The following is a 25,499-nucleotide window of genomic DNA, read 5'->3' as shown; positions in this document are numbered from 1 at the left end:
TTCAGCCTTTCATCGCGTTCGCGAGGGAATTGAGACGGGTGCGGATCGAGCTGTCGATACGCTTGGAACCGATAGTGACCACCAGGCCACCCAGCAGTTCAGGATCGACGCTGGTGCGGATCTTGACGTTGCGGCCTTCGCGGGCCTTGAGCTTCTTTTCCAGCGCATCCACCTGATCGGTGCTCAGCGCATGGGCGCTGGTCACTTCGGCAGTCACTTCGCCGCGCTGGGCGGAAGCGATCGCGTGGAAGGCGCGAATGATCGCAGGCAGTTCGGCAAGGCGGCGATTGGCCGCCAGAACGCCCAGGAAATTGGCAGTGAGCTTGTCCAGCTTCATCGCCTTGGCGAGGGCGGCCATGGCCTTGCCCAGATCGCTGCGGCTCACTTCCGGGTTGCGGATGAGGGCGGCGAGATCCGCCGATTCGTTAAGAGCAGTGGCCAGCGCCTCGAGGTCGGATTCGACCGCGCTGACATTGCCGGCCTCCGATGCGAGGTCGAACAGCGCCGACGCATAACGCCCGGCGAGGCTAGCCTGAATTCCGGCGGAAATCTCCACGCGCGAAGGTCCTTTTGGGTCCGAAGAAACGGTAAACTATGCCCAGCCCAAACGAGGCCCCCGAAGGTGCCCCCAGCAAGGTTGGCGCGCGACTAGCACCGGCATTCCTACAACGCAACCCGAGTCGGCCCCCGTTTTAGACAGGCAGGCCGGGCAAGCAGTTCAGGGACGCATTATTGTGCCGGATGGCAATCGTAGATCACGCGCTCATTGGGCTGGGCGGGCAGCAGGGCGGTGATGGCCGACTGATTGTTGCCCAGAGCGGCGATGTCCGTTTGGGAGGCACCGCATTGCGGGGCGTCGAATTCGGAGCGGGCCTTGCGCACGGCCTCCATCGCGTCATGCGCCAGCAGATAGCGTTCCACTCTATATTCGCGCGTGGCGGGATCGAAGGAGTTCACCGAAACCGCCGCCTCGTCATTGGGGACGAGGATGCGCGACCATTTCCCGTCGCGCAGGCCATATTGGGTGCGGCCGTTGACGCAGCCCTGTTCGGTCCAGGTGAAGGGGATATCGTCGGTGGCAATGCTGGTGATGCGGCTGCGATCGACATTCACGACGCAGACCAGCCGCGCCGCGCCGCCTGCCGGGATGGCGACCGCGCCTTGCTTGCCGGTCTCGGCCTTCGCTTCCTTGTCGAGGATGGCTGCCACCCGATCTTCGACGTCGCCGAAGGAGGGGCGGCTGAGCCAGGTGAACAGAGCCACGGCCAGCGCGACGGCGGCGGCACCGGCGGCGATCTTCATCGGGCCGATCTTGCCTTCTTCCCGTTCCCGCCAGGCAATGAAGCCGCCGGCCACGCCACAGACGAGCAGCAGGAAAGTGAGCATCATGGCATTTTCGCGTTCTTCGATGATCGCGAATTCCTGCTCGCGCTGCACTTCTTCGGAGCGCGCGGCGACACGGGCGGCCCGTTCCTGCTGCTGCTGGATGGCGACGAGCTTCTCCCGCTCGGCCCGGGCGCGTTCGGCGGCGTCGAGTTCGGCCAGCGAACGGCAGGGCAGGCCGTTAACCTGCGCCGTGATCCCGCTGTCGCGCAGGAAGGGCAGCAGTTCCCGCGTGGAAACGGCGAAGTAGAATTCCGAATCGGTCCCGTCGCTCTCTGCGCCGAAGCTGTTGACGCCTACCACCCGGCCGCAATTGTCGAGCAGCGGGCCGCCGCTGCTGCCCTTGCCGATGGGGGCGGTGTGGAGCAGCGTGTCGAAATCGCGGGTCGGCCGGGCGCCGGACAGGAAGCCCCGGCTCTTCACCGGGGGCTGTGCCCGGAAGATGTCGTTCACGCCCAGGCCCTGTGCCCGGTCGACATTCATCGGATAGCCGACCGAAGTGACCGGGCCAGACTCCGTATCCGGCGTGCCGGAAATGGTCAGCGGCGGCAGCTTGAGCGGAACGGTAGTGGCCAGCAGGGCCAGATCGTTGCGCGGGGAAAAGGCCGTGATCTTGCCATAGACCACCTTGCCCCCGTCGGACGGGACGATGGCGATGGACAGGTCGCGGTCGGCGCGGGCCTCTTCCACCACATGGGCATTGGTGACGATCCGTTCCGGCGTGACGGCAAAGCCGGTGCCGTGAGAGACGGGGTAAGCCCCGCCATTATCGTCACCGATTATAATGACGCGCACCACGCCGCGCGATGCGGCGTCGATATCGGCGGGGTCGGCATTGGCGGAGGATGCCGTCTGCAATAGCGCAAGGCCGACTAGCGCGGCCAGCACGCGACGCAGGAAACGGAACGGAACCATTCGGTTAATTTCGCATTCGCTCCGCGGGGTTGCAAGGCGCTTTGCTTGCTGACTTGGCACCGGGCGCAGAATATGTCGCCGTAACCTGAACCGAAAAGGAACGGCCTGCCCGAGAACCCCGAGAGAGGCCGCCCCGTTTGAACGCAAGAATCGGGACGCATTCGCCGGGGCGCTGGCATAGAGTGGGCGAATGGAAATAACCGACCCCTCCGTTCTAGGGCCCATGCAGGAAGCCTTCGCCGCGCGCGACCGCTCGCAGGACGGGCGCTTCGTGGTGGCGGTGAAGAGCACGGGCATCTATTGCCGTCCGAGTTGCCCCGCGCGGCGGCCCCGGCCGGAGAATACGAGCTTCTATGCCGATGAAGCCAGCGCCGAAGCAGCCGGTTTTCGCCCCTGCAAGCGCTGCAAGCCGGACGAGGCCGCGCGCGACGGGCAGGCAGTGCTCGCAGCCATCGCGGCGATCCGGCAGGCGGAGGTGGCGCCCGGTCTCGATGCTCTGGGAGAGTTGACCGGCTATTCGCCCGCCCATTTCCAGCGCGTGTTCAAGCGGCTGACGGGCCTGTCTCCCGCAGCCTATGCCCGTGCCCTGCGCGAGGAACGGGCGCGCGCTGCGCTGACGGGCGGCGAGCGGGTTTCCGATGCGATTTACGATGCGGGGTTCGAAGCACCCTCGCGCTTCTATGATGCAATGAAGGGAAGGTTGGGCATGGCGCCATCGGCATGGACAAAGGGCGGGGCAGGGGTGACGATCCGCTGGGCAGTGGTGGAAACGACGCTCGCCCCGATGCTGGTCGCTGCGACCGATAAGGGCGTGTGCCGCCTGTCCTTCAATGAAGGTGTGGACGAACTGCGCGCGATTTTCCCCGCTGCTGAGCTTGTGGAAGGGGGCGAGGACTTTGCTGCGCTGCTGGCCAGCGTCATGACGGCTGTCGAAGCTCCGGGCAGCGGGGGCGACATTCCGCTCGATGTGAAGGGCACCGCCTTTCAGGAAGCGGTCTGGCGGGAACTGCGCCGCATCCCCAAGGGGGAAACGCGGTCCTATGCCGAAATCGCCGCCGCTGCTGGCAAGCCCAAGGCCGTGCGCGCTGCGGGCGGGGCCAACGGGGCGAACAATGTCGCCGTGCTGATCCCCTGCCACCGTGTCGTGCGGGCTGACGGTTCCATCGGCGGCTACGCCTATGGGCCCGCGATCAAGGAAGAGTTGCTGGCGCGGGAACGGAGCTGAACGCTCAGCCCCCTTCGGCGCCGTCTTCCTCTTCTTCCTCGAACATCTTGTCCATCATGGCGATGGCCGCATCGCGCTCGCCCCGGCTCACAAGGGCAAGCAGCTTGGTGAGCGAAGGCTTGTCGTCATTCTCCTTGCCGGCTTCCTCGCCCTGATCGTGTCCGCGAAAGGCAATGGGCAGCAGCACGGTGCGGGCGGTGTCCAGCCGGTTCTCGCTGGTCAGCTGGCGGGCCAGCAGCAGGCGATAGCCCACATCGGTCCCGGCATGGTCGAAGGCCGTTTCCAGCGCGATGATCGCGTCTTCGGGCGGTTCTTCCTTCGCTTTGACATAGGTATAATAGAACCCGATCAGCGGGCGGGGATCGTTGCGGTCAAGCATGGCCGCCTTGCCGAAATATTCGCGCGCTTTGGCCGCCTGCGTGGGATCGTCCTTGATCCGCTGCGTCGCGGCCGAACCGAGTATCAGCCAGCCGTCCATGGCAGAGGGATCGGTGTCTAGCAGCTGCGTCCCGATCCGTTCCGCCTCGTCGAGATTCTCGGCCTGAAGCTGGGCTTCCGCCAGGATCGCCTGGGCGTGATAATCCGCTGCATATTGCACCGCCTGCGCTTTCGCGTCGGCCAGAAGGTCCTTGGCGTGCTTCGGGTCGACGCCGCGACCCAGGCGCATTTCGGTGCGGATCACGGCCGCTTCCGCATCGGTCATCGGGCGCATGGCCACCTTGGGCGGCGCATAATTATCGGGCTTCACATTGATGCCGGGCATGCGGGTGCGGATATAGCCGCGCAGTTCCTTCTCGATCTGGCCGAGATCGCCGAAAATGCGCTTTGCGGCGGTGAGGCTGTCTTCGCCCTGGCCGATGGCGGCCAGATACTCGTTGAGTTGTGCCAGCCGTCCGGGCGCGAAATTGAGGTAATGGGTCAGCGCCCAGCCTGTGCCGTAGAACTGATAGGCCTCCAGCCCGGTCACCTTGTGGTTTGCATCCAGCATGTCTTCCAGCCGGAACTGGGCCATCTGAGTAAGCTGATAGGTGCGGTGCAGTGGGGGTTCGCCCACGAAGAAGCTGCCATCGTCGTTCAGACGGATCGTGCCGAGCAGTTCGGCGTAGCCTTCGACATACCAGGCCGGATAAGCGGCGGGGAAATGCTGCAGCATGAAATAGTGCGTATATTCGTGCTGCAGCACGGTCTTCTCGTTGAGCTGGGTGTCTTCGTCGACTTTCGTCTTGATCGAGGTGCTGCGCTTCTTGTTGGCAGGCACGAAGGCGACCGAGCGGCCGGCATTGGAAATGAAGAAGCCGGCAATGCCGGATTCGGAACTTCCGGCCATCCGGGCAATGTCCGTCTGGTTGCCGAAGCGATAAACGGTCAGCTTGTTGGCAGTGCTCTTTTCCGCTTCGCCGATGGGCATGTTCTGCAAGCTGCGCAGGGCGGAATCGAAGCGTTCCAGATCGGCCGCGAATTCCCGCGTCTCCTTTTCGGAATCGCGTGACTTGATGACGAAATGGTCGGTTTCAGCCCGCCACCATTCCTCCGCGCCTGCGGGTGCAGCGATGGCAAGCGCCAGCAGCGCGACCAGAATTCTCATTGAAAGCCCCTGTGATCTGCGAATCCGCAATATGCGCTGCAGCATAGGGGCGCGGCCGCAAACCGGAACCCGGCGCGATTTCATATGAAACTGCATCGCGGCGAGTGTTGCCTTTCGGTAACGCGGTGCTGTCAGACGAAGCTGTAGGGATCGATATCCACGCTCACCCGCACGCCCACGGGGAATTTGAGCGAACCGAGCCATTCGCGGATCACGTCCTGCAACTGGGCGGAACGGCGCGCATTGATGAGCAGGCGGTAGCGATAGCGGCCCCGCAGCAGGCTCAAGGGAGCAGGGGCAGGGCCGAGGATCTGCACATCGGCCACATTGGGGCGGGTCGCGCCGATCTGGCGGGAGGCCTCGCGCGCTTCGTTTTCATCCTCGCTGGAAACGATGATCGCGGCCCAGCGGCCGAAGGGCGGGGCACCGGCATGGCGGCGGCCTTCGGCCTCGGCCTCGTAAAAGGCGTCGCGATCTCCGGCGGCGAGGGCTGCGATCACGGGGGCGTCGGGATGGCGGGTCTGGATGATGACCTCGCCCTTCTTCGCTCCGCGACCGGCCCGGCCGGCGACCTGCGCGACCTGCTGATAGGTCCGCTCCGCCGCGCGCAGATCCCCGCCCTCAAGGCCGAGGTCGGCATCGACCACGCCCACCAGCGTCAGCTCGGGAAAGTGGAAGCCCTTGGTGACGAGCTGCGTCCCTACGATGACGTCCACCGCGCCTTCTTCCACCGAACCGACGAAATGGGCGATCTTCTCGGGCGAGTTCAGCGTGTCCGATGTGGCGATGGCCACGCGCGCCTCGGGTAGGATTTCCGCCACTTCATCGGCAATGCGCTCAACCCCTGGGCCGCAGGCGACAAGGCAATCGGGTTCGCCGCATTCGGGGCAGGCATCGGGAGTGGGGGTCTCATGTCCGCAATGGTGGCAGGCGAGGCGGCGGGACAGGCGGTGCTCCACTAGCCAGGCGCTGCAATTGGGGCACTGGAAGCGATAGCCGCAATGGCGGCACAGGGTGAGCGGGGCATAGCCGCGCCGGTTGAGGAACAGCAGCGATTGCTCGCCCCGTTCCAGCCGGGCCTTCAGTTCCTCTACCAGCCGGGGTGCCAGCCAGTGGCCGCGCTCGGGCGGCTCCTTTGTCAGGTCCAGCGTTTCGATATCCGGCAGTTCCGCCCCGCCGAAGCGGGCGGGCAGGTCGAGCTTCTCGTAAATCCCCGCCTCCGCCATCTGGAGGCTTTCCAGCGCAGGGGTCGCACTGGCGAGGATCACGGGAATCTTCTCGAACCGGGCGCGCATCACGGCGACGTCGCGCGCATTGTAGCGCACGCCATCGTCCTGCTTGAAGCTCACCTCATGCGCTTCGTCCACCACGATCAGGCCGAGATTGGCATAGGGCAGGAACAGGGCGGAACGTGCCCCGACTACGACCTGCGCCGTGCCAGCCGCAATTGCCCGCCATGCCCGGCGCCGCTCGGTGGATTTGAGCGAGGAATGCCAGGTGACGGGCGGCGCGCCGAAGCGGTCCTCGAAACGGCGCAGGAACGCCTCGGTCAGCGCGATTTCGGGCAGCAGGACAAGCACTTGCTGACCCTTTTTCAGAGCCTCTGCGATGCCTTCGAAATAGGTTTCGGTCTTGCCCGATCCGGTAACGCCATCGAGCAGGAAGGGGGCGAATTTGCCTTCGCTCACCGCGCCAGCGAAACGGTCCGCCACTTCCCGCTGGGCAGGCGAGAGGGAGGGGAGGTGAAAATCCGCCTGCGCCCGCTCGAACGGGCGGTCGCAATCGACTTCCACCGGCTCCAGCACCCCCTGATTAACGAGGCCGCGCAGCACCCCTTCGGAAACGCCCGCAATTCCGGCCAGTTCGCGGATGGTCGCCTGCTCGCCCTGCAAGGCGTCAATCGCGGCCTCTCGCTGGGGCGTCATCCGTTCCGGCGTCTGGTCGGTCAGGCGATATTCGGTCATCGTCGCCGGGCCCTTCAGGGCACCGCCGCTGGAAAGCACCATCCGCGCGACCGAGGCGGGATGGGCGCAATAATAATCCGCCGTCCATTCGATGAGCCGCCGCAGGCTCTCCTTCAGCGGCGGGACGGGCAGCTTGCCCAGCAGCGGGCGCAGTTTGGCATCGGGCACCTCGTCGGCAGGCAGCCGGTCCTTCTCCCACACGATGCCGATGATCTGGCGCGGGCCGAGCGGGGCGGCCACCACCGTTCCGGGCGGCGCGTCCATTCCTTCGGGCAGCCGGTAGTCCAGCGGGCCGAGTGCGGCGTTGAAGTGGAGCAGTCTGACGCGGTTCATGATATGCGGTGCTTAATGGGCTTCGGCATGGCCCACCGCAAGCGCAGGGAGGATCGGATGATGGAACGCAATGTGGAAATGGCGGAAGGTGCACGGCTTGGCCGCCGCGCACTGCTGGCCGGTGCGGCGGGCATGGCGCTGCTGACGCTGCCCGGCTGCGAGAGCATGCAGCGTTACAGCCTGGTGGAGGCAGTTCGCCGCCTGTTGTTCCTCGCCCAGGCCAATGCCTTTGCCCGCCTGATGGCGCCGGGCGGCTTCTGGGACAATCAGCTCACCCGGCTGGATTTGCCGGATGTGCTCGGCTCGCGCGGCAATATCCTCACCAGCATTCTCACTTCGGTGGTGTTCAAGGAGCGCCTCCAGCGCGAGTTCAACAAAGTGGCGGAACGCGGCGCCCGCCGGGCGGCGCCCATGGTGGCCGATACGGTGAAAGTCATCGGCCTGGCCAATGCCAAGGCGCTGCTGGAAGGTGGGCCGACCGCGGCGACCGGCTATCTGCGCGGGCAGATGGCGGGCAGCCTGATCGAGGCGATGTCGCCCGAACTGGCCGACGCCCTGCGCATCTCGCAGGAACCCTTGGTGGGCGAGGCACTGGCCAAGCTCACCGGCGTGGACGTGGCGGGCGTTGCTCACCAGTTTGCGGGCGAGGTGGACGATGCGATCTGGGCAGAAATGGGCCGCGAGGAAGCGGCAATCCGCGCCGATCCGGCAAGCACGAAGGACCCGATGCTGATCGCGGTGCTGACGGCTACGTCTTGAGTGACTGACTCGTCATCCTGAACTTGTTTCAGGATCCATTACTCCAAATTGGACCTCAGTTCGTGGGGACGAATGGATGCTGAAACAAGTTCAGCATGACGATGAGGGGCTGCTCGCGTTAGTTCATCGTCGCAGCCCGGGCTGGCCTAGGCAGTGGCGTAAGCATATAGCCGCCCGTACGAGTCACACGTCGTCTGGAACGAGACCATGAAATTCTTCGTCGATACCGCCGATACCGCTGAAATCGCCGATCTGGCCGCCACGGGCCTGCTGGACGGGGTCACCACCAATCCCAGCCTGATTGCCAAGTCGGGCCGCGATTTCATGGAAGTGACGAAGGAAATCTGCGCGCTGGTGGATGGGCCGGTCAGTGCCGAAGTGGTGGCGCTGGATCACCCGACCATGATGAAAGAGGCGGAAGTCCTGCGCAAGATCGCGGATAATGTCTGCATCAAGGTGCCGCTCACTGTCGACGGTCTCAAAACCTGCAAGGCCCTGACCGACGATGGCGCGATGGTGAATGTCACGCTGTGCTTCTCGGCCAATCAGGCGCTGCTGGCGGCCAAGGCCGGGGCGAGCTTCATTTCGCCTTTCGTCGGACGGCATGACGATAACGGGTTCGACGGGCTGGACCTGCTGCGCGACATCCGCCTGATCTACGACAATTATAATTTCGAGACGGAAATCCTCGCCGCCTCGATCCGCCATCCCATCCATGTGCTGGAAAGCGCGCGGATCGGTGCCGATGTGGCAACCATGCCGCCCGCCGTGATCCGCGCCCTGTTCAAGCATGTGCTGACCGACAAGGGCATCGAAGGCTTCCTTGCCGATTGGGCCAAGACCGGGCAGACCATCCTCAAATAGGGCGGATTCCCCGCCGAAAGTTATTCAGTGGCCAACGAAACTCCCCTCGACCGCTTCAAGCAGGCTTTGACCGGCGCCGCGCGCGCGATTTCGCAGGATGCGGAAATCGACGTGACGTGGACGGCGGATGCACCCGGCATCGTGGGGGATTCGATCAAGGTGCCCATGCCGGGCCGCACTCTGCCGCGCGAGCAGGCACAGCAGGCCCGCGGCTTTGCCGACAGCTATTCGCTGCGGATGAGGCATCACAATCCGGCGCTGCATAATCGCCATGCCCCGGTCGAGCCTTCTGCGCGTGCCTGTTACGACGCAGTGGAAGCCGTGCGTTACGAGGCGCTGGGCGAGAATAATTACGACGGCATTCGCGGCAATCTGGCGGCCTCGCTGGATATGCGCATGGCTTCTGATCCCATCTCGCGCGCCACCAGCGCGGATGAAGTGCCGGTCCAGACCGCACTGGCCCTGATGCTGCGCGAGAAGCTGACCGGCCAGCCGGTGCCGCGCGCCGCCGAACAGGGCGTCAATTTCGTGCGCGAGTGGATCGAGGACAAGGCAGGCGGCGATTTCGAGCGGCTGGCCCTGTCGATCGACGATCAGAAGGCGTTCCAGTCCCTCACGCTCGACATGCTGCGCCATCTGGAACTGACCCGCGCCGAGGAGATCGACCAGCCCTCCAACGAGGAAGGCGAGGATCAGGCGGGCGAACAGTCCGGCGAGGATGAGGGCGACGAGGATCAGCCCCAGAACGAGCAGCGCCAGCAGCAGGACGTCGCCGCCGAAAGCGGCGAGGGCGAGCAGGATGGCGAGAGCGAGCAGGAGGTCGAGCAGGAACAGGAGATGACCGACGGCGACGTGGGCGAGGATGGGGAGGAAGGCATGATGCCCGTCCGCCCGAACCGCCCCTGGACCGAAGATCCCTCCACTTTCGACTACAAGGTCTATACCGAGGAATTCGACGAGATCGTCTCTGCCGCCGACCTGTGCGACGAGGACGAGTTGACCCGCCTGCGCGCCTATTTGGACAGCCAGCTGACCGGTCTGCAGGGCGTGGTGACCAAGCTCGCCAACCGCCTCCAGCGCCGCCTGATGGCGCAGCAGAACCGCAGCTGGGATTTCGACCAGGAAGAAGGCCTGCTGGATGCCGCGCGGCTGGCCCGGGTGGTGATCAGCCCCGGCCATTCGCTGTCCTACAAGATGGAGCAGGATCAGGAGTTCAAGGACACTATCGTCACTCTGCTGATCGACAATTCCGGCTCCATGCGCGGAAGGCCGATCTCCATCGCGGCGATCAGCGCGGACATCATGGCCCGCACGCTGGAACGCTGCGGGGTGAAGGTGGAAATCCTCGGCTTCACCACTCGCGCCTGGAAGGGCGGGCAGAGCCGCGAGAAATGGCTGGCGGGCGGCAAGGCGCCGCAGCCTGGCCGCCTCAACGATCTGCGCCACATCATCTACAAGAAGGCCGACGAGCCGATGCGCCGCGCGCGCAAGAATCTCGGCCTGATGATGCGCGAAGGACTGCTGAAAGAGAATATCGACGGCGAGGCATTGCTGTGGGCCCATACCCGCCTGCTCGCCCGGCCGGAGGATCGCCGCATCCTGATGGTGATTTCCGACGGTGCGCCGGTGGACGATTCCACCCTCAGCGTGAATTCCGCCGGCTATCTGGAGCAGCATCTGCGCAAGGTGATCGACTGGATCGAGAAGCAGAGCCCGGTCCAGCTCGTCGCCATCGGCATCGGCCATGACGTGACCCGCTATTACAAGCGCGCGGTAACGATCATGGATGTCGAACAACTGGGCGGCACGATCATCGAACAGTTGGCGGGTTTGTTCGAGGTGGATTGAGGGTTTCCAGGCAACAGGCCAGCAAAACTATGGCTGGCCCAAGCGGAGATAAGTGGACCGCGCCGGATTCAAGGCGTTAGCTGGCCTCCACCATGCTCTGGGTTCCCATCACCATTGGCGCGGCTGTTACGCAGCTGGTCCGTAACGCGCTCCAATCGGGGCTGACCGGAACGGTCGGCACGCTGGGCGCTACGATGGTGCGCTTCCTTTATGCGATCCCTTTCGCGCTGGCGGCCTATGCGGTGGCCATGCTGTGGCTGGATCAGCCGATGCCGGGCTTTTCCGAAGCGATGATCGGCTGGGTGCTGACCGGGGCGGTGGTGCAGCTTGGCGCCACGGCGCTGATGCTCAAGGCCATGCATATGCGCGGCTTCGCGGTGGCCTATGCCTATATCAAGACCGAGCCGGTGCTGCTGGCGCTGGGTGGCTGGTGGCTGCTGGGGGACCGGCTGCCGCTGGGCGCCTGGGCAGGCATCCTGATCGCGACCTTCGGCGTGCTGTGGGCAGCAGTGCCGCGTGGCGGCGGGCTGGCAGCTTTCCGGGGAGAGGCGGCCCCGGTGCTGTTCGGCGTGACCAGCGGAGCGATGTTCGGCCTGTCCTCGCTCTCCTTCCGCGCGGCGATCCTCACTCTGCCCGGTGCTGCGCCATGGATGGCCGCGCTGCATGTGATGACCTGCGCGCTGATCGTGCAAAGCACGCTGCTGCTCGTTTGGCTGGGGCTGACCGACAAGGACGTGATCGTCGCCACTCTGCGCGCCTGGAAGCCCAGTCTGGGCGCCGGGGCGACCGGCATGCTGGCCACGCTCATGTGGTTCACAGGCCTTGCGCTGACCGCGGCGGCCAATGTCCGCACACTGGGCTTGATAGAGATGCCGCTGGCGGCCTTGCTCAACCGGCGGGTTTCGGGCCGCCATCTCGGGCGGCAGGAATGGACCGGCCTTGCGCTGGTGGGCGTGGGGATCGCCTTGCTGCTTCAGGCCGTGGTCTGACTGCGTTCAGCTTGCCGGAACTAGACGTCTGCGCCATGGCAGCGTGCCCCAAAGTTGGGTCCCAAGGAGAGGTAGCATGCGCAAATTCATCGTGATCGGAGCGGCTTTGCTGGCCCTGCTGGCCGGTGCCTGGGCCTTCGCCTCGCCCTGGATCGCGATGGACAGCCTGCGCGATGCCGCGCGCGAGGCGGATCGCGAGTCGCTTGAAGAAACGATCGATTTCCCGGCCCTGCGTTCGTCCCTGAAAGACCAGATGCGCGCCCAGATCGCGCAGGAAGCCGCAAGGCGCGGCGAGGCGAACCCGATGCAGGGCGCCGGCGCACTGATCGCGAACGGCTTTATCGACGGAATCGTGGACAGCGTCATCACGCCCGATGGCATGGCCGCGCTGCTGGTAACCGGCAGCCTCGTGCCCAAGCGCGATGGCCAGCCGGCGAAGGAAATCGACTGGGATGTGGAGCGCACCGGCTTTTCCACTTTCCGCGCCGTGCCGAAGGGTGAGAATGGCAAGGCCTATCCGGCACTGGTCTTCAGCCGCAGCGGCTTGTCATGGAAACTGGCGGCAATCGACATTCCCGAGCCGGAACTGGCGAAGGAGTAAGCGCCTGCCGCTTGACCAAGTGCCGCCCTTCGGATCAAAGCCGCGCTCATGATCGAAGGTGCACCTCTTACGCTGTTCAACAGCCTCACCCGCCAGGCGGAACATTTCACTCCGGTCCATGCCGGGGAGGCGCGGGTCTATAGCTGCGGGCCCACGGTCTATAATTACCCCCATATCGGCAATATGCGCGCCTATGTCTTCGCGGATGTGCTGGGCCGCACGCTCAGCTGGAAGGGCTTCAAGCTCACCCATGTGATCAACATCACCGATGTCGGCCACCTGACGGACGACGCCGATCAGGGCGAGGACAAGATGGAGAAGATGGCTGCGGAGAAAGCGCAGTCGATCTGGGAGATCGCCCGCCACTATACCGAAGCCTATTGGGCGGACATCAAGGCGCTGAATATCCGCCAGCCGGCCGACTGGTCCATCGCCACCAACTATATCGAGGACATGCTCGATTTCGCGAAGAGCATCGCGGACAAGCATTGCTACGAACTGCCTTCCGGCCTCTATTTCGACGTTTCGACGGTGGAGGATTACGGCAAGCTGGCCCGCGCCGCCACCGATGAGGGTGAGAGCAGGATCGAGGCGGTCGAGGGTAAGCGCCACGCGGCGGACTTCGCCATCTGGCGCAAGACGCCCGAGGGCGAGACGCGCCAGATGGAATGGGATTCGCCCTGGGGCCGGGGCGCGCCGGGCTGGCATCTCGAATGTTCGGTGATGAGCGGCAAGCTGCTCGGCTTTCCCTTCGACATCCACACCGGCGGGATCGACCACCGCGAAATCCACCATCCGAACGAGATCGCGCAGAACCAGGCCTTCTGCGGCTGCGGGGGCTTGTCCGAAGCGGCCAATTCCGGCGCGCGCATGTGGATGCACAACAACTTCCTGGTAGAACGCTCTGGAAAGATGAGCAAATCGTCCGGCGAGTTTCTCCGCCTGCAATTGCTGATCGACAAGGGCTATCCCCCGCTGGCCTACCGCCTGCTGTGCCTTCAGGCGCAATATCGCAGCGAACTGGAATTCAGCTGGGATGGGCTTTCCGCCGCGCTCACTCGCCTCAAGCGCATGGTGCTGGCGGTGCAGGCGCTGAAGAAGCGCCATGCGGACCATGGCCACGATCCGGTCGAGGCGCCCGAGGACGGCTGGACCTTTGCCCGCCTGCTTGACGGGATCGGCGGGACTCTGCGCCCGCTGGCGATCCGCTTCGACGAGGCGATCTCCGACGATCTCAATACGCCGGTGGCGCTGACGGTGCTTGAGGAACTGCTTTCGCTCAAGAAGATGCCGACCGACGAATCCCTCACTCTGCTGGGCGCGATGGATGCGGTGCTGGGCCTCGATTTGCTGGAGCTGGACCGCGCCGAATTGCGCCTGCGGCCCAAGGGCGCCGTGATCGACGAAGCCGAGATCGAGGCCGCGCTGGAACGCCGCAAGGCCGCCCGCGCGGAGAAGGACTTCGCCACATCCGACGCGATCCGCGACGAACTGGCGGCAAAGGGCGTGGATGTGATGGATGGCGATCCACTGGGATGGGAATGGAAACTGGGATGATGAAAGTATTGCGCGGCGCGGTTCTGGCCCTTGCGGCCCTGGCTCTTCCCGTCACTCCGGCCTTTGCCGATGACGAGGCCGATATTCTCGCCGCCGCGCAGGCCGCTTTCGCGCCCTACAGCAAGGAAGCGCCCTGGACCGAGGCCGATTGGGACCTTCCGCTGTTCTCCAGCGAGACCACCGCGCTGATCGACGAATGGAAGACCGGCGTCAGCGACGAGGATGTGGAAGACCTCAACGGCTTCAGCTGGCTGTGCCAGTGCCAGGATTTCGACCCCAAGACCTTCCGGGTGGAATTCGAAGTCCATCATGCCGACGGGACGGACGTCTCCACCGTGGATGCGCGCGTCAATCTCGGCTGGGAAGGCGACGAGACGGCCGAAAGCGAGCTTTACATGCTGCGCGAGAACGGCCGCTGGACGCTGGACGACATCGTCTCCGACTCCTTCCCCAAGGGCCTGAAGGCAGACCTCGTCGCCGCGATCGAGCAGCACAGGGCTGCCACCGTCCATCCCGAACATCATGCGGAATAGGCCATGACCATCGCCGTCCTGCCGGGCCTTGCCCGCCCGATGCTGGAATCGCGCCTGCCGGACTGGATCGAGCCGCGCTGGTGGCATTCGGTGGAGGAGCTTCACGCGCTCGCGCCGGAGGCCGAGATCGGCTGGTTCGACATGCATCACAAGCCGCCCTTGCTGGAGGCCGTGGCGCTGGCCAAGGGGCTGAAATGGCTCAATTCTGTCTATGCCGGGCTGGATTTCCTGCCGATGGACGAAATGCGCGCGCGGGGGGTGCAGCTGACCAACGGCACCGGGCTGACCGATATTCAGGTGTCCGAATTCGTGGTGCTGGGCATGCTGGCCATTGCCAAGAATTACCGGGCCATCGTGCGGGCGCAGGACCGGCATGACTGGCTTTCCGCCGCGCCCGGCATTCGCGATCTGGCGGGCAGCAGGGCGCTGATCCTGGGCTATGGCGCGATCGGGCGGAAGATCGGCGAGAAGCTTGCCGGCTTCGGTGTGGAAGTGGTGCCGGTGCGGCGCCATGCGGCCGAAGGCGCGCTGACGCCGGACCAGTGGCGCGCCCGGATCGGGGAGTTCGACTGGATCGTGCTCACCGTGCCCGGCACGCCGGAAACCGAAGGGATGATCGGCGCCGCCGAGATCGCCGCGATGAAGCCCGAAGCGGTGCTGGTGAACTTCGCCCGCGCCAATGTGGTGGATCAGGCGGCGCTGACCGACGCGCTGAGGGAACGGCGGATATTCGCCGCCATGCTCGATGTGACCGACCCCGAGCCGCTGCCGCCGGAGCATCCTTTGTGGGATCTGGATAACGCGCATATCACCATGCACCTTTCGGGCATTCCCACGCCGCAGAGCATGCTGCGCGGGGCCATCCGCTTCGTGGAAAACTGCGAACGCTACCGGAAGGGCGAGCCGCTGGAGCCGCGCTTCGATCCGGTGCTGGGCTACTGATCCTCCCCGGTTCGGGGAGGGGGACCGCCGGACGTAGTCCGGGGGTGGAGGGGTACCGGCGGAGAGGAGCTTGGGCGAGGTGGGCGAATAAATCGCCTGCCCCTCCACCATCCTGCGGATGGTCCCCCTCCCCCGGGTGGGGGAGAATATTCATCACGCATCCTCCAGCAGCAGCAGTTCCACGCTCACCGCCAGGCGCGGTTCGGGCGCGAGGGCGTGGTCCACTTCGACGATGGCCGCATCGGCCACGAGCTGGCGGGGAATGTCGAATTCGTAATCCGGCAGTTCGGCGATGAAATGCTCGCCGGCCACCACGGCATCCGGCCCTTCGAACAGCAGTTCCAGCCGGTGCCGTGTGCCGGCGAAGGTTATGCTGGCCCATGAGGTTTCCCGGTGGCTGGCGATCCGCGCATGGCCGCAGGCGAGGCTCTGCAAGGCGGCGCGCAGCCGGTCGGCAATCGTCTGACGCCGGACGAGGGGGACTTTGTGCGGGGCGCGGGGCAGAGTGGCAGGATCAGCGAGCATGAGTGGGCTCCTCGTAAATGTTCATGAAATGTTCCACGCATCTTTCCATGCGAGGGCGGGGGATGCGGCCATTGCGCAGATCGAGCACGAAGCGGGGATCGTGTGCGGCCAGGCGGCCGAATTTGGTGGGCGGCATCCCGGTGCGGCGCAGGAATTTCTCGACCTTGCGAATCAGCATCGTCACTCCTCGTCAGCTTGTGTTGGCGCGGTGCGGGGCATGTCTCCCGCCATCGACTCGATGCGACTCTCCTCGCCTGTGAAATCCTACTTGTCTAGGAAAATTCCTACGTGTAGGATGCATCTATGGTAAAACCTGTAGGAAGCCCGCCCGCAGACCCTCGCGAGCGCCTTGTGGCGCTGGCCAATGCGCGCGGGGTCAGTCTGGCCGCACTTTCCCGCCTGATCGGGAAGAACGGCACATATCTGCAGCAATTCATCACCAAGGGCAGTCCGCGCCGGCTGGCGGAGGAGGACCGGCAGGTGCTGGCCCGCTTCTTCGGCGTAGCGGAAGGCGAATTGGGCGGGGCGGCGGAAAAATCCTACGCTCCACAGGCGGGGAGCGGCTGGGTGGAAGTGCCGCGCCTCGCGCTCGACGCCTCGGCCGGGCCGGGCAGCTTCAGCGCGCAGGAAGTGCCGTTCGACACGTTCCGTTTCTCCGCCCGCTGGCTGCGCGAGCAGGGTCTCGATCCCGCCATGCTCTCGGCCATCGCGGTGGCGGGCGATTCGATGGAACCGGTGCTGCGCGACGGGGACGAGATATTGGTCGACCGCACTCCGCGCCCCTTGCGCGACGGTATCCATGTCGTGCGTCTGGGCGAAGTGCTGCACGTAAAGCGCATCCAGGCCGCGCGGCCCGGCATGCTCACGCTCATCAGCGCCAATCCGGCCTATCCCCCGGTGGAAGTGCCGCTGGTGGAGGTGGACGTGATCGGGCGCGTGGTGTGGAAGGGTGGGCGGATCTAGCCGGATGCTGCTTCTCGCTCGTCATTGCGAGCGGAGCGAAGCAATCCAGCGGCCGAGCGCGCCGGACCCTGGATTGCTTCGGGCCTTGCCCTCGCAATGACGAAGGTTCTCTCGCTTGCAATCCCGCCGTCCTCCGGCCACCTAAGCCCCATGTCCGAGACCAGCACAGCCCCCCAGACGCCCCCCCAATCGCCTCCAATGCGGGCTGCGATCATTCCCGTGACGCCGCTGGAGCAGAACTGCTCGCTCATCTGGTGCACGAAGACGATGAAGGGCGCGCTGGTCGATCCGGGCGGCGATCTCGACAAGCTGAAGGACGCAGTGCGCCGCGCCGGAGTGACGCTGGAAAAGCTGCTCGTCACTCATGGCCATATCGACCATTGCGGGCAGACGGGCATTCTCGCCAAGGAACTGGGCCTGCCGATCGAAGGCCCGCATGAGGCGGACCGCTTCTGGATCGCCCGGCTGGACGAGGATGGCCGCCGCTGGGGCCTGCATGGCGAGATTTTCGAGCCGGACCGCTGGCTGCAGGATGGCGACAGGGTCACCGTGGGCGAAGTGGAACTGGAAGTGATTCACTGCCCCGGCCACACGCCCGGCCATGTGGTATTCTTCAACCGCCCGACGCGCTTTGCCATTGTGGGCGACGTGCTGTTCCGCGGCTCTATCGGGCGGACCGACTTTCCGCTGGGCAATCACGCCGATCTGATCGCCTCGATCACGCAGAAGCTCTGGCCGCTGGGCGACGTGACCTTCATCCCCGGCCACGGCCCGGTCAGCAATTTCGCGCAGGAGCGGATCGACAATCCCTATGTCAGCGACGCAGCGGTGGCGGGTTAGACGATCCCCAGCGCAATCAGCAGGGCATAGATCGCCAGGCCGATCAGGACGAGGAAGGTCGTGCCCATGCCGATCTTGCGGGTAACCGGCACGGTTTCGCTGTCCATGCCCACTGCATGGGCCAGGCGGCCGAGGAAATAGATCGCCGCGACATAGGACAGCCAGATGTCCGCCTTGCCGGAAAGCTCGATTCCCGCGATCAGGATCAGCACCAGCGGCGTGTTTTCGGCATAATTGAGCTGCGCGCGCATCCGGCGCATCAGTGCTTCATTGTCGCCATGGCCGTGGGCGACGGCATATTTGGCGCGCAGTTGGATGACGCGGAAAGCCAGCCAGATACCGATGATCGCGGCCACTGCGGCCGAGGTGAGCGTAACGGTAAGGTGCATGGCTGGTCGTCCCCGGAATGTTGTGGTCGCCCTATATGCCCGGCGAAGCTTGCAACGCACGCGAAAATCGCTATAGGCCGCGCCTTCACCGCCAGCCGCGAACCCGGCCAGCAATGCAAGTGTACCGCACTTGTGCATTGCCGGTCCTTCGCCTAGGGCGGCTAACTAAACCGATCTAGAATTTGCAGGAACAGGTGCCGCGATGGCTGTCCCCAAGAGAAAAACGTCTCCCTCCCGCCGTGGCATGCGCCGCTCGCACGATGCGCTGAAGGTTGAGGCGTTCCATGAATGCTCGAACTGTGGCGAACTGAAGCGCCCGCACAATCTGTGCACGCATTGCGGCCACTATAACGGGCGCGAGATCGTCGCTGTCGGGCTCTAAGCCCGGATTAACAGGGGTAAGCGCATGAATCTGCCGCGTATCGCCGTCGATGCGATGGGCGGCGATGAGGGCGTGCGCGTGATGGTCGAAGGCGCGGCGCTTGCTCGCCGCCGCCATGACCGCTTCAAATTCCTGCTGGTTGGGGATGAGGAGCGCATCAAGCGTGCGCTCGAAAATCATCCCAACCTGCGCGGGGCCTCCGAAATCCTGCATGCCGCAGATGTCGTGGCGGGCGATGAAAAGCCCACCCAGGCGCTGCGCCGTGCGCGCACGACTTCCATGGGCATGGCGATCAACGCTGTGAAACAGGGGCAGGCGGGCGGCGCGGTCAGCGGCGGCAATACCGGCGCGCTGATGGCCATGGCCAAGCTCGCCCTGCGCACCATGCCCGGAATCGACCGGCCGGCTCTCGCCGCGCTGATGCCGACTCTGGGCGACAGCGATCTCGTCATGCTCGATCTGGGCGCGAACACCGATTGCGATGCCCGCAATCTGGTGCAGTTCGCGATCATGGGCGCTGCCTATTCGCGGATCGTCACCGGGCGCGAGGCGCCCCGTGTGCGCCTGCTCAATATCGGCACGGAAGACAACAAGGGCACGGAACAGTTGCAGGAAGCGGCTGCCCGCCTGCGTGAGGCGACCGGCCTTTCGATGCAGTTCGAAGGCTTCGTGGAAGCCAACGGTCTGTCGCGCGGCGATGTCGACGTGGTGGTGACCGACGGTTTTTCGGGCAATATCGCGCTCAAGGCAGTGGAAGGCACGGCTCGCTTCGTGGCCGATCTGCTGCGCCGCAGCTTCCAAAGCTCCCTGCGCTCCAAATTCGGGTTCCTGGTCAGCCGCCCGGCAACCGATCTGCTGCGCCATCATCTCGACCCCAACAATCACAATGGCGCGGTTTTCCTGGGCCTCAACGGCGTCGTGGTGAAAAGCCACGGCAGCGCGACCGCCAATGGCGTCGCCAACGCCGTCGCCGTGACGGCACGCCTGCTCGAGGCGAGCATTACCGAACGCATCGCCGCCGACCTTGCCGAACTGGGCGAGGAACGGCTGCGCAATAACGGCAATTCCTCCGCCGCAAACGGACAAGATAAAGAGAACGCAGCATGATCCGTTCCGTGGTCAAGGGTACCGGCTCCGCACTGCCGGCCCGCGCAGTGACCAATGAAGAGCTCGCCCGCACTGTCGATACGAGCGACGAATGGATCGTGGAGCGCACCGGCATCCGGTCGCGCCATATCGCAGGCGAGAGCGAGACCACTTCCAGTCTGGCGACCGAGGCAGCGCGCAAGGCGCTGGCCGCGGCAGGCATCGATGGCTCCGCCGTGGACCTGATCGTCCTGGCCACTGCCACGCCCGACCAGACCTTCCCCGCGACCGCCACCAAGGTGCAGGATGCGCTGGGCTGCAACGGGGGAATCGCCTTCGACGTATCGGCGGTCTGTTCGGGATTCCTCTACGCTCTGGGTGTTGCTGATTCGCTACTCAAGACCGGAATGGCTAGGTGTGCATTGGTTATCGGTGCGGAAACCTTCAGCCGGATTCTGGACTGGGAAGACCGTGCCACCTGCGTCCTTTTCGGGGATGGTGCAGGGGCAGTCGTGCTCACTGCGGAGGAGGTTTCGGAAGACGGTCCGGGCGTGCTGGTCACCCGTCTGCATGCCGATGGCGCCCATAACGAACTACTGTTCACCGATGGCGGCCCCTCTTCCACCGGAACGGTGGGCAAGGTGCGCATGAAGGGCCGCGAAGTGTTCCGCCATGCCGTGGTGAATCTGGCCGAGGTTCTTGAGGAAGTGCTTGAAGAGGCTGGATTTACTGCCGCCGATCTCGATTGGGTCGTGCCGCATCAGGCCAATGCGCGTATCCTCGATGCCACTGCCCGCAAGCTGGGCCTCGCTAACGAAAAAGTGATCGTAACCGTCGATCGTCACGCCAATACTTCGGCCGCTTCGGTGCCCCTGGCACTCGATTTCGCGGTGCGGGACGGGCGTATCAAACAGGGCGATCTGGTGATGCTGGAAGCCATGGGCGGGGGCTTCACCTGGGGCGCCAGCCTGCTCCGCATCTGATTTCCTGAAAACTTCGGCTATATGAATGAACCGCGGAAATGCGGGTTATATTGCCTTGTTCACACAAAGTGTTAGGTTGTCCCCATTGGAACTGTCCAGGATATCTGAACAGGGGACGGGAAGATGATGCGTTCGGTCGGCACGCTCACACGCGCAGATCTCGCTGAGGTGATCAATCGCAAGATGGGCTTTTCCCGCGCGGAATCGCTGGCAATGGTCGAGGCTATTCTCGACCATATGTGCCACGCATTGGAGCGCGGGGAAAATGTTAAAATATCCGGTTTCGGAACTTTCTTGTTACGGGACAAGAATGAACGTATCGGCCGCAATCCCAAGACCGGGATCGAGGTGCCGATTACGCCGCGCCGCGTATTGACCTTTCGCGCCAGCCAGATCCTGAAAGACCGGGTAAGCCAGGGCTAAATACAGGAAAGCAGGGGCAAAGTGGAAATTGATCCGAGGTTCAGCGACGGCAAGGATGCCGATGCGCTGCGCACGATCGGCGAAGTGGCGCGTGCATTAGGGATAAAGCAGCACGTCCTGCGTTATTGGGAACAGCAGTTCCCCATGCTCAAGCCGCTGAAACGCAGCGGCGGGCGGCGCTACTATCGTCCGGAAGACATCCGCATCGTCGATACGATCGACCGGCTGGTGAACCGGGAAGGCTATACGCTGAAAGGTGCACGGCTGGCTTTGTCGGGCGGAAAGGCTTCCGCAAATGCTGCCGAAGCCAAGCAGGCCCAGCTGCGCGAGAGCGAAGTCCATCCGGCAGCGGGCGATATCGTCCCGCAGCTGCGCGCGATCCGCGGCAGGCTGGCTGCCGCGCTGGAGCGTTGATCGGCCGCTGAGGCGCGGCTTCCCGGCTCACCGTAATTGCCGTTTCGTCATCGCGAGGGACGCAGTCCCTCGGCGATCCCGCGCAGTTATATTCGGCTCTGGATTGCCGCGTCGGCTTCGCCTCCTCGCAATGACGAGTGAGGCGGAGGGGGGCTATTCCCTACCTTCGGGCCCGAGTTCAGGATCGAGATCGCGCGGGCGAGCGAGATAGACGAGCCGCCCGCAATTGGGCTCCAGCTCCGGCCAGTCGGTAATATCCAGTTCCAGCACGGCGAAAGTGGCGGTGGGGTATTTCTCCGCCGCCGCGTCGAACAGCGCGTTTTCGGCATCGGGTGGAACCAGATCGAAGATCAGTTCCTGCAGGCCCGGATTATGGCCCGCCAGCAGCACGCTGTCCGGGCTGCCCTCCACCGTGCGCAGCAGTTCCATCAGCGTGCTGGAACTGGCGAGATAGGCGCGGTCCTGCCAATTGACGTTGCCGTCGATCCCGGCGGCTTCCAGCGTGCGCTTCACGCGCTCGGCAGGGCTGGCGACGACCTGCTGCCAGGCAATGCCTTGATCGCGGATATGCTGGCCCATCAGCGCGGCGCCCTTGCGGCCGCGATTGTTCAGCCCGCGATCAAAATCGCGCAGGCCGATATCGTCCCAATCGGATTTGGCATGGCGCAGAAGGCCGAGCAGTTTCACGAGGGCGTGGATCCTTCCAGCGGCGATGCCGGAGGGGCCGGAATCGCGTCGCTTGCCCCAGAAACACCGCTCGCGATGCGATGTAAAGCCTCATCGAGCGTCAGGCGGATGACAGGCGTGCCCTTGGGGAAAGCCGCCGTCAGCCTTGTGGGGAAGGCAGAGGAAAGGACCACGAAATGGCCCTTGTCGTCCTTGCTGCGGATCAGGCGGCCGAAGGCCTGGGCGAGGCGCGCACGGATGATCCGGTCATCGAAGGAGCTTCCGCCGCCGGCCGCGCGGCGGGCGCGGTGGAGGATGGAGGGCTTGGGCCAGGGCACCTGTTCCATCACCACGCAGCGCAGCGATTCGCCGGGCACGTCCACCCCGTCGCGCAGCGCATCGGTGCCCAGCAGCGAAGCGCGCGGATCGTCGCGGAAGATGTCCACCAGCGTGCCGGTGTCGATCGGATCGACATGCTGGGCGTAAAGCGGCAGGCCGTTGCGCGCCAGCCGGTCGGCAATGCGGCCATGGACCGCGCGCAGCCGTCGGATGGCAGTGAACAGGCCCAGCACGCCGCCCTTCGATGCCTCGATGATCCGGGCATAGGCGCCTGCCAAAGCGGCAATATCGCCCTTCTTCACATCGGTGACGATCAGCACTTCCGCATTGGAGGCATAGTCGAACGGGCTTTCATGCTCGGTCAGCAAAGGCGCCGAATCCAGCCAGTTCGCGCCGGAGCGGGCAAGGGCGGCCTGCCATTCCCCGCCATCCTTCAGCGTCGCGCTGGTCAGCATCACGCCATGTGCGGGTTCCAACACGACCTGCGCGAAGGGCTTCATCGGATCGAGGAAGCGGCGGTGCAGGCCGATATCGTATTCGCGCGCGTCGGAACGGTCGACCGCCAGCCAGTCCACGAAATCCGGGTCCGCCGCGCCGCCCAGACGGTCAAGCAGGGCCTCCCACGAGGCGAGCATGTCGATACGCCATTTGAGCGAATAGCGCGCCCCTTCCATGCGGGCGCGGCCTTGGCCGTCCAGCCAGTCGGGCGGGTCTTCCAGCAGTGCCTCAAGCCGGAGGGAGAGCTTCATCAGGGGCGAGCGGATCGCCGCCAGCGCCTGCGCGGCCTGCTGGGCCAGTTCGATGAAATTGCCGTCAAGCTGGGCAGCCTCGGTCTCAATGCCATAGCCTGCTTCCTGCCCGCCGCTTTCGTCGCGCGCGTAAGTAAGGGCGCGTACGCCCGCGAGCAGTTCCTCCAGCGGGCCGGAGGGCTGGTTTTCCGCCAGCCGCTGCAGCCAGCCTTCGCCGGGCAGGGCCTCTGCGGCGGTGACGGCATCGGCCACGGCCTTGCCACCTGCCTCGTCATAAGAGGCTATGTCCGCCAGCCGCGCGGCTAGGCCCCGGCGGCGGCCTTTCGATCCGCGTTCCGGGCCGGTGATCCAGCGGCGCAGTTCCACGCATTCCAGCCCGGTCAGTTCCGCCGCGAAAGTGGAATCGGCCGAATCGAATACATGATGGCCTTCGTCGAACACGATGCGGGTGGGGCGCTGGGCATGGTCTCGCCCTCTGGCTGCATTGACCATCACCAGCGCGTGATTGGCGATCACCAGATCGGCCTGCGCGCTGGCCCGCGCCGCGCGTTCGATGAAGCATTTGCGATAATGCGGGCAACCGGCATAGACGCATTCGCCGCGCTGGTCGGTCAGGCTGCGGATCGCGCGGTTGCGGAACAATGTGCCGAGCCAGCCGGGCAGGTCCCCGCCGATCATGTCGCCATCCTGCGTATAGGCGGCCCAGCGCCCCACCAGTTGCGCCAGCACCGCCGCGCGCCCGCCAAAGCCGCCTTGCAGCGCATCTTCCAGATTGAGCAGGCAGAGGTAGTTCTCGCGCCCCTTGCGCACCACTACCGGCTGGGTGCCATCCGAGCGGGTGTTGGGCCAGGCCCGGCGGCTTTCGCGGCGCAACTGGCGCTGGAGGTTCTTGGTGAAGGTGGAGACCCACACCGTGCCGCCCGATTTCTCGGCCCAGAGCGAGGCCGGAGCGAGATAGCCCAGCGTCTTGCCGATGCCCGTGCCCGCCTGTGCCAGCAGCATATGCGGCACGCCGCGCCGGTCTCGCGGGGAGAAGGCGCTGGCGGCCTCGGCGGCATAGGCGCGCTGGCTTTCGCGTTCCTCCGCGCCCGATCCGGTGAGCGTTGCAAGGCGGGCGCGCACTTCCTCCGGCGTAAGCGTGACTTGCGCGGGCTGGGGCCGCTCGGGCGTTTCCTCCCATTCGGGCAGGCGCGTGAACAGCCAGCGTTCGGCGCGCTGCGGCTGGCGGATATGCGGCGCGATCACGTTCGCCCACGGCCAGCGCAGCCGCATCAGCGATTGCAGCACGCTCCATGCGCCTTCGCGTTCCTGCCATTCCTCGCTCTCGCAGGTTTCCAGCAGCCTGCCCGCCGCCAACTGGAGCAAAGCGGGCACGCCATCGTCGCTCGCCGGTTCTTCCAGCCCCAGCGCATGGGCGAGGCCCTTGGGCGTGGGCACGCAGAAACGGGCGGGGTGAATGAAGGCGAAGAGTTCCAGCAAATCCAGCCCGGACAGGTCCGGATAGCCCAGCCGGGTCGCCACCAGCGGGGCATTGAGGATCAGCAGCGGCGTATCGGCCGCCGCCATGATCGCTTCCCCCTTGCCCACCGCGCGCGTGGAGCCATTGGCCGCGCGCAGCCAGCTGCCGGCGTGGCTGGCATGAAGCGCGGGAAGGGGGAGGGGCTGAATCACTCCCCGTCAGTAAGACGCGCCGTCCACCGGGTCGAGCCGGATTGCCGAAAGATCCGCAGCATCGACGCAGCGCAGATTGATCGCGCGCATCTCACCATTGGGGCTGGTTCCTTCGGCAAAGGGCTCGCAGCCGCAAATATTGCAGAAGCGATGGGCGATAGTGCGGGTGTTGAAGCGATATTCGCCAAGATCGTCAGCGCCCTTGTCCAGCGTGAACTGCCCGGCGGGCACGAAGGTGAGGATCAGCCCCTTGTCGCTGCAATGGCTGCAATTGCACTCGATGGCATTTTCCGGAAGGTCAGCCTCCACGGTGAAGGACACGGCGCCGCAATGGCAATGGCCGGTATAGCTCATGGGGCTCTCCTCGACTCTGGTGGTCCGGAGTTTAGAACGTAATGAGAACAATGGGCAAGTTCGAGCAATAGTTCCTCTCCCCTTGTGGGAGAGGATACGAAGGGTTGGCCCGTTCAGGGCCTACCCGAAGTTGGAGAGGGAGTTCTGCACCAACCCCTCGCCAAGCGCCGCTAGCATCCTTGCGGATGCAAGCTTTGCTATCCTCTCCCGCAAGGGG

Annotated in this window: 26 protein-coding genes; 16 read left to right on the top strand and 10 right to left on the bottom strand. The window is 64.9% G+C overall.

The genetic code is table 11. The features are described from left to right. Window position 1 precedes the first annotated feature (1 nt). Together WFP36_RS10085 and WFP36_RS10080 are read right to left on the bottom strand one after the other, a co-directional pair. A complete protein-coding gene (locus WFP36_RS10085; protein ID WP_336980176.1) occupies window positions 2-556 on the bottom strand; it encodes a F0F1 ATP synthase subunit delta in 555 nt (184 codons plus the stop codon). A 173-nt stretch (window positions 557-729) separates the two neighbouring features. Then, window positions 730-2,298 (bottom strand): S1 family peptidase, encoded by a 1,569-nt coding sequence (locus WFP36_RS10080; protein ID WP_336980175.1) that lies wholly within the window; start codon window positions 2,296-2,298, stop codon window positions 730-732. A 190-nt stretch (window positions 2,299-2,488) separates the two neighbouring features. Between WFP36_RS10080 and WFP36_RS10075 the strand changes: the two genes are divergently transcribed. After that, on the top strand, window positions 2,489-3,523 hold the full coding sequence (locus WFP36_RS10075) for a bifunctional transcriptional activator/DNA repair enzyme AdaA (protein WP_336980174.1): 1,035 nt from the start codon (window positions 2,489-2,491) through the stop codon (window positions 3,521-3,523). A gap of 4 nt (window positions 3,524-3,527) precedes the next feature. Here WFP36_RS10075 and WFP36_RS10070 read toward each other — a convergent pair whose 3' ends face one another. Both WFP36_RS10070 and WFP36_RS10065 read right to left on the bottom strand, forming a co-directional pair. Next, window positions 3,528-5,108 (bottom strand): tetratricopeptide repeat protein, encoded by a 1,581-nt coding sequence (locus tag WFP36_RS10070; protein WP_336980173.1) that lies wholly within the window; start codon window positions 5,106-5,108, stop codon window positions 3,528-3,530. A gap of 131 nt (window positions 5,109-5,239) precedes the next feature. Beyond that, window positions 5,240-7,405 (bottom strand): primosomal protein N', encoded by a 2,166-nt coding sequence (locus WFP36_RS10065; RefSeq protein ID WP_336980172.1) that lies wholly within the window; start codon window positions 7,403-7,405, stop codon window positions 5,240-5,242. Window positions 7,406-7,462: 57 nt separating this feature from the next. On the opposite strand from WFP36_RS10065, the gene WFP36_RS10060 reads away from it, so the two are divergent. The 8 genes from WFP36_RS10060 (at window position 7,463) to WFP36_RS10025 (ending at window position 15,498) form a co-directional block, all read left to right on the top strand. After that, window positions 7,463-8,164: a DUF4197 domain-containing protein gene (locus WFP36_RS10060; RefSeq protein WP_336980171.1), complete on the top strand. Its 702-nt coding sequence runs from the start codon at window positions 7,463-7,465 to the stop codon at window positions 8,162-8,164. A gap of 207 nt (window positions 8,165-8,371) precedes the next feature. Further along, window positions 8,372-9,028 carry a fructose-6-phosphate aldolase gene (fsa, locus tag WFP36_RS10055; protein ID WP_226794030.1) on the top strand — a complete coding sequence of 219 codons (657 nt, stop codon included), beginning with the start codon at window positions 8,372-8,374 and terminating at the stop codon, window positions 9,026-9,028. 27 nt (window positions 9,029-9,055) lie between these two features. Next, complete coding sequence (cobT, locus tag WFP36_RS10050) at window positions 9,056-10,876, top strand: cobaltochelatase subunit CobT (protein WP_336980169.1); 1,821 nt, start codon at window positions 9,056-9,058, stop codon at window positions 10,874-10,876. 92 nt (window positions 10,877-10,968) lie between these two features. Then, window positions 10,969-11,865, top strand: coding sequence for an EamA family transporter (locus WFP36_RS10045; protein ID WP_336980167.1), 897 nt, complete (start codon window positions 10,969-10,971; stop codon window positions 11,863-11,865). 76 nt (window positions 11,866-11,941) lie between these two features. After that, window positions 11,942-12,466 carry a DUF2939 domain-containing protein gene (locus tag WFP36_RS10040; RefSeq protein ID WP_336980166.1) on the top strand — a complete coding sequence of 175 codons (525 nt, stop codon included), beginning with the start codon at window positions 11,942-11,944 and terminating at the stop codon, window positions 12,464-12,466. 48 nt (window positions 12,467-12,514) lie between these two features. Continuing rightward, window positions 12,515-14,023 carry a cysteine--tRNA ligase gene (cysS, locus tag WFP36_RS10035; protein WP_336980165.1) on the top strand — a complete coding sequence of 503 codons (1,509 nt, stop codon included), beginning with the start codon at window positions 12,515-12,517 and terminating at the stop codon, window positions 14,021-14,023. Continuing rightward, window positions 14,020-14,556, top strand: coding sequence for a DUF3828 domain-containing protein (locus WFP36_RS10030; RefSeq protein WP_336980164.1), 537 nt, complete (start codon window positions 14,020-14,022; stop codon window positions 14,554-14,556). The genes cysS and WFP36_RS10030 overlap by 4 nt, the downstream gene beginning before the upstream one ends. A 3-nt stretch (window positions 14,557-14,559) precedes the next feature. Then, window positions 14,560-15,498, top strand: coding sequence for an NAD(P)-dependent oxidoreductase (locus WFP36_RS10025; RefSeq protein ID WP_336980163.1), 939 nt, complete (start codon window positions 14,560-14,562; stop codon window positions 15,496-15,498). A 153-nt stretch (window positions 15,499-15,651) separates the two neighbouring features. On the opposite strand, the gene WFP36_RS10020 is transcribed toward WFP36_RS10025, so the two are convergent. Together WFP36_RS10020 and WFP36_RS10015 are read right to left on the bottom strand one after the other, a co-directional pair. After that, the gene (locus WFP36_RS10020; RefSeq protein WP_336980162.1) at window positions 15,652-16,023 is read right to left on the bottom strand and encodes a hypothetical protein; all 372 of its coding nucleotides are present in this window, start codon (window positions 16,021-16,023) and stop codon (window positions 15,652-15,654) included. Continuing rightward, window positions 16,013-16,201: a hypothetical protein gene (locus WFP36_RS10015; protein WP_336980161.1), complete on the bottom strand. Its 189-nt coding sequence runs from the start codon at window positions 16,199-16,201 to the stop codon at window positions 16,013-16,015. Before WFP36_RS10015 ends, WFP36_RS10020 begins: the two co-directional genes overlap by 11 nt. Before the next feature lie 125 nt (window positions 16,202-16,326). Between WFP36_RS10015 and WFP36_RS10010 the strand changes: the two genes are divergently transcribed. Further along, window positions 16,327-16,986, top strand: a complete 660-nt coding sequence (locus tag WFP36_RS10010; protein WP_336980160.1) for a S24 family peptidase — start codon at window positions 16,327-16,329, stop codon at window positions 16,984-16,986. A gap of 198 nt (window positions 16,987-17,184) precedes the next feature. After that, window positions 17,185-17,826: an MBL fold metallo-hydrolase gene (locus WFP36_RS10005; RefSeq protein WP_336980788.1), complete on the top strand. Its 642-nt coding sequence runs from the start codon at window positions 17,185-17,187 to the stop codon at window positions 17,824-17,826. Here the strand turns inward: WFP36_RS10005 and WFP36_RS10000 are convergent. Next, on the bottom strand, window positions 17,823-18,215 hold the full coding sequence (locus tag WFP36_RS10000) for an MAPEG family protein (protein WP_336980159.1): 393 nt from the start codon (window positions 18,213-18,215) through the stop codon (window positions 17,823-17,825). The two genes, WFP36_RS10005 and WFP36_RS10000, sit on opposite strands and share 4 nt — an antisense overlap. A gap of 202 nt (window positions 18,216-18,417) precedes the next feature. Between WFP36_RS10000 and rpmF the strand changes: the two genes are divergently transcribed. The 5 genes from rpmF (at window position 18,418) to WFP36_RS09975 (ending at window position 21,503) form a co-directional block, all read left to right on the top strand. Next, window positions 18,418-18,597, top strand: coding sequence for a 50S ribosomal protein L32 (rpmF, locus tag WFP36_RS09995; protein ID WP_226794022.1), 180 nt, complete (start codon window positions 18,418-18,420; stop codon window positions 18,595-18,597). Between the two features lie 24 nt (window positions 18,598-18,621). Continuing rightward, the gene (gene plsX, locus WFP36_RS09990) at window positions 18,622-19,704 is read left to right on the top strand and encodes a phosphate acyltransferase PlsX (RefSeq protein ID WP_336980158.1); all 1,083 of its coding nucleotides are present in this window, start codon (window positions 18,622-18,624) and stop codon (window positions 19,702-19,704) included. Then, window positions 19,701-20,666, top strand: a complete 966-nt coding sequence (locus tag WFP36_RS09985; RefSeq protein WP_336980157.1) for a beta-ketoacyl-ACP synthase III — start codon at window positions 19,701-19,703, stop codon at window positions 20,664-20,666. The genes plsX and WFP36_RS09985 overlap by 4 nt, the downstream gene beginning before the upstream one ends. A 126-nt stretch (window positions 20,667-20,792) precedes the next feature. Next, window positions 20,793-21,089, top strand: a complete 297-nt coding sequence (locus tag WFP36_RS09980; protein WP_463323412.1) for an integration host factor subunit alpha — start codon at window positions 20,793-20,795, stop codon at window positions 21,087-21,089. Window positions 21,090-21,110: 21 nt separating this feature from the next. Next, entirely contained in the window at window positions 21,111-21,503 is a 393-nt protein-coding gene (locus tag WFP36_RS09975; protein ID WP_336980155.1) for a MerR family transcriptional regulator, read from the top strand. 153 nt (window positions 21,504-21,656) lie between these two features. On the opposite strand, the gene WFP36_RS09970 is transcribed toward WFP36_RS09975, so the two are convergent. From WFP36_RS09970 to WFP36_RS09960, 3 genes are read right to left on the bottom strand one after another with little or no spacing between them, the layout of a single operon-like run. Then, window positions 21,657-22,190, bottom strand: a complete 534-nt coding sequence (locus WFP36_RS09970) for a SixA phosphatase family protein (RefSeq protein ID WP_336980153.1) — start codon at window positions 22,188-22,190, stop codon at window positions 21,657-21,659. After that, complete coding sequence (locus WFP36_RS09965) at window positions 22,187-24,925, bottom strand: ATP-dependent DNA helicase (protein WP_336980787.1); 2,739 nt, start codon at window positions 24,923-24,925, stop codon at window positions 22,187-22,189. Before WFP36_RS09965 ends, WFP36_RS09970 begins: the two co-directional genes overlap by 4 nt. A gap of 9 nt (window positions 24,926-24,934) precedes the next feature. After that, the gene (locus WFP36_RS09960) at window positions 24,935-25,282 is read right to left on the bottom strand and encodes a GFA family protein (RefSeq protein WP_336980151.1); all 348 of its coding nucleotides are present in this window, start codon (window positions 25,280-25,282) and stop codon (window positions 24,935-24,937) included. Window positions 25,283-25,499 lie beyond the last annotated feature (217 nt).

This window comes from Fulverythrobacter fulvus, from assembly GCF_037154085.1.
GTDB lineage: Bacteria > Pseudomonadota > Alphaproteobacteria > Sphingomonadales > Sphingomonadaceae > Andeanibacterium > Andeanibacterium fulvum.
This window is presented reverse-complemented; position numbering and strand designations above follow the sequence as displayed.

What these genes read in the sequence shown, in the direction of transcription:
- WFP36_RS09980 (WP_463323412.1), top strand. Translation starts at nt 20,793, where the DNA reads ATGCGTTCGGTCGGCACGCTCACACGCGCAGATCTCGCTGAGGTGATC.
- fsa (WP_226794030.1), top strand. Translation starts at nt 8,372, where the DNA reads ATGAAATTCTTCGTCGATACCGCCGATACCGCTGAAATCGCCGATCTG.
- WFP36_RS10010 (WP_336980160.1), top strand. Translation starts at nt 16,327, where the DNA reads ATGGTAAAACCTGTAGGAAGCCCGCCCGCAGACCCTCGCGAGCGCCTT.
- WFP36_RS10080 (WP_336980175.1), bottom strand. Translation starts at nt 2,298, where the DNA reads ATGGTTCCGTTCCGTTTCCTGCGTCGCGTGCTGGCCGCGCTAGTCGGC.
- WFP36_RS09960 (WP_336980151.1), bottom strand. Translation starts at nt 25,282, where the DNA reads ATGAGCTATACCGGCCATTGCCATTGCGGCGCCGTGTCCTTCACCGTG.
- plsX (WP_336980158.1), top strand. Translation starts at nt 18,622, where the DNA reads ATGAATCTGCCGCGTATCGCCGTCGATGCGATGGGCGGCGATGAGGGC.
- WFP36_RS10020 (WP_336980162.1), bottom strand. Translation starts at nt 16,023, where the DNA reads ATGCTCGCTGATCCTGCCACTCTGCCCCGCGCCCCGCACAAAGTCCCC.
- WFP36_RS10015 (WP_336980161.1), bottom strand. Translation starts at nt 16,201, where the DNA reads ATGCTGATTCGCAAGGTCGAGAAATTCCTGCGCCGCACCGGGATGCCG.
- rpmF (WP_226794022.1), top strand. Translation starts at nt 18,418, where the DNA reads ATGGCTGTCCCCAAGAGAAAAACGTCTCCCTCCCGCCGTGGCATGCGC.
- WFP36_RS10045 (WP_336980167.1), top strand. Translation starts at nt 10,969, where the DNA reads ATGCTCTGGGTTCCCATCACCATTGGCGCGGCTGTTACGCAGCTGGTC.
- WFP36_RS10030 (WP_336980164.1), top strand. Translation starts at nt 14,020, where the DNA reads ATGATGAAAGTATTGCGCGGCGCGGTTCTGGCCCTTGCGGCCCTGGCT.
- WFP36_RS10025 (WP_336980163.1), top strand. Translation starts at nt 14,560, where the DNA reads ATGACCATCGCCGTCCTGCCGGGCCTTGCCCGCCCGATGCTGGAATCG.
- WFP36_RS10000 (WP_336980159.1), bottom strand. Translation starts at nt 18,215, where the DNA reads ATGCACCTTACCGTTACGCTCACCTCGGCCGCAGTGGCCGCGATCATC.
- WFP36_RS09985 (WP_336980157.1), top strand. Translation starts at nt 19,701, where the DNA reads ATGATCCGTTCCGTGGTCAAGGGTACCGGCTCCGCACTGCCGGCCCGC.
- cysS (WP_336980165.1), top strand. Translation starts at nt 12,515, where the DNA reads ATGATCGAAGGTGCACCTCTTACGCTGTTCAACAGCCTCACCCGCCAG.
- WFP36_RS10070 (WP_336980173.1), bottom strand. Translation starts at nt 5,108, where the DNA reads ATGAGAATTCTGGTCGCGCTGCTGGCGCTTGCCATCGCTGCACCCGCA.
- WFP36_RS10075 (WP_336980174.1), top strand. Translation starts at nt 2,489, where the DNA reads ATGGAAATAACCGACCCCTCCGTTCTAGGGCCCATGCAGGAAGCCTTC.
- WFP36_RS10005 (WP_336980788.1), top strand. Translation starts at nt 17,185, where the DNA reads ATGCGGGCTGCGATCATTCCCGTGACGCCGCTGGAGCAGAACTGCTCG.
- WFP36_RS10060 (WP_336980171.1), top strand. Translation starts at nt 7,463, where the DNA reads ATGATGGAACGCAATGTGGAAATGGCGGAAGGTGCACGGCTTGGCCGC.
- WFP36_RS10040 (WP_336980166.1), top strand. Translation starts at nt 11,942, where the DNA reads ATGCGCAAATTCATCGTGATCGGAGCGGCTTTGCTGGCCCTGCTGGCC.
- WFP36_RS10065 (WP_336980172.1), bottom strand. Translation starts at nt 7,405, where the DNA reads ATGAACCGCGTCAGACTGCTCCACTTCAACGCCGCACTCGGCCCGCTG.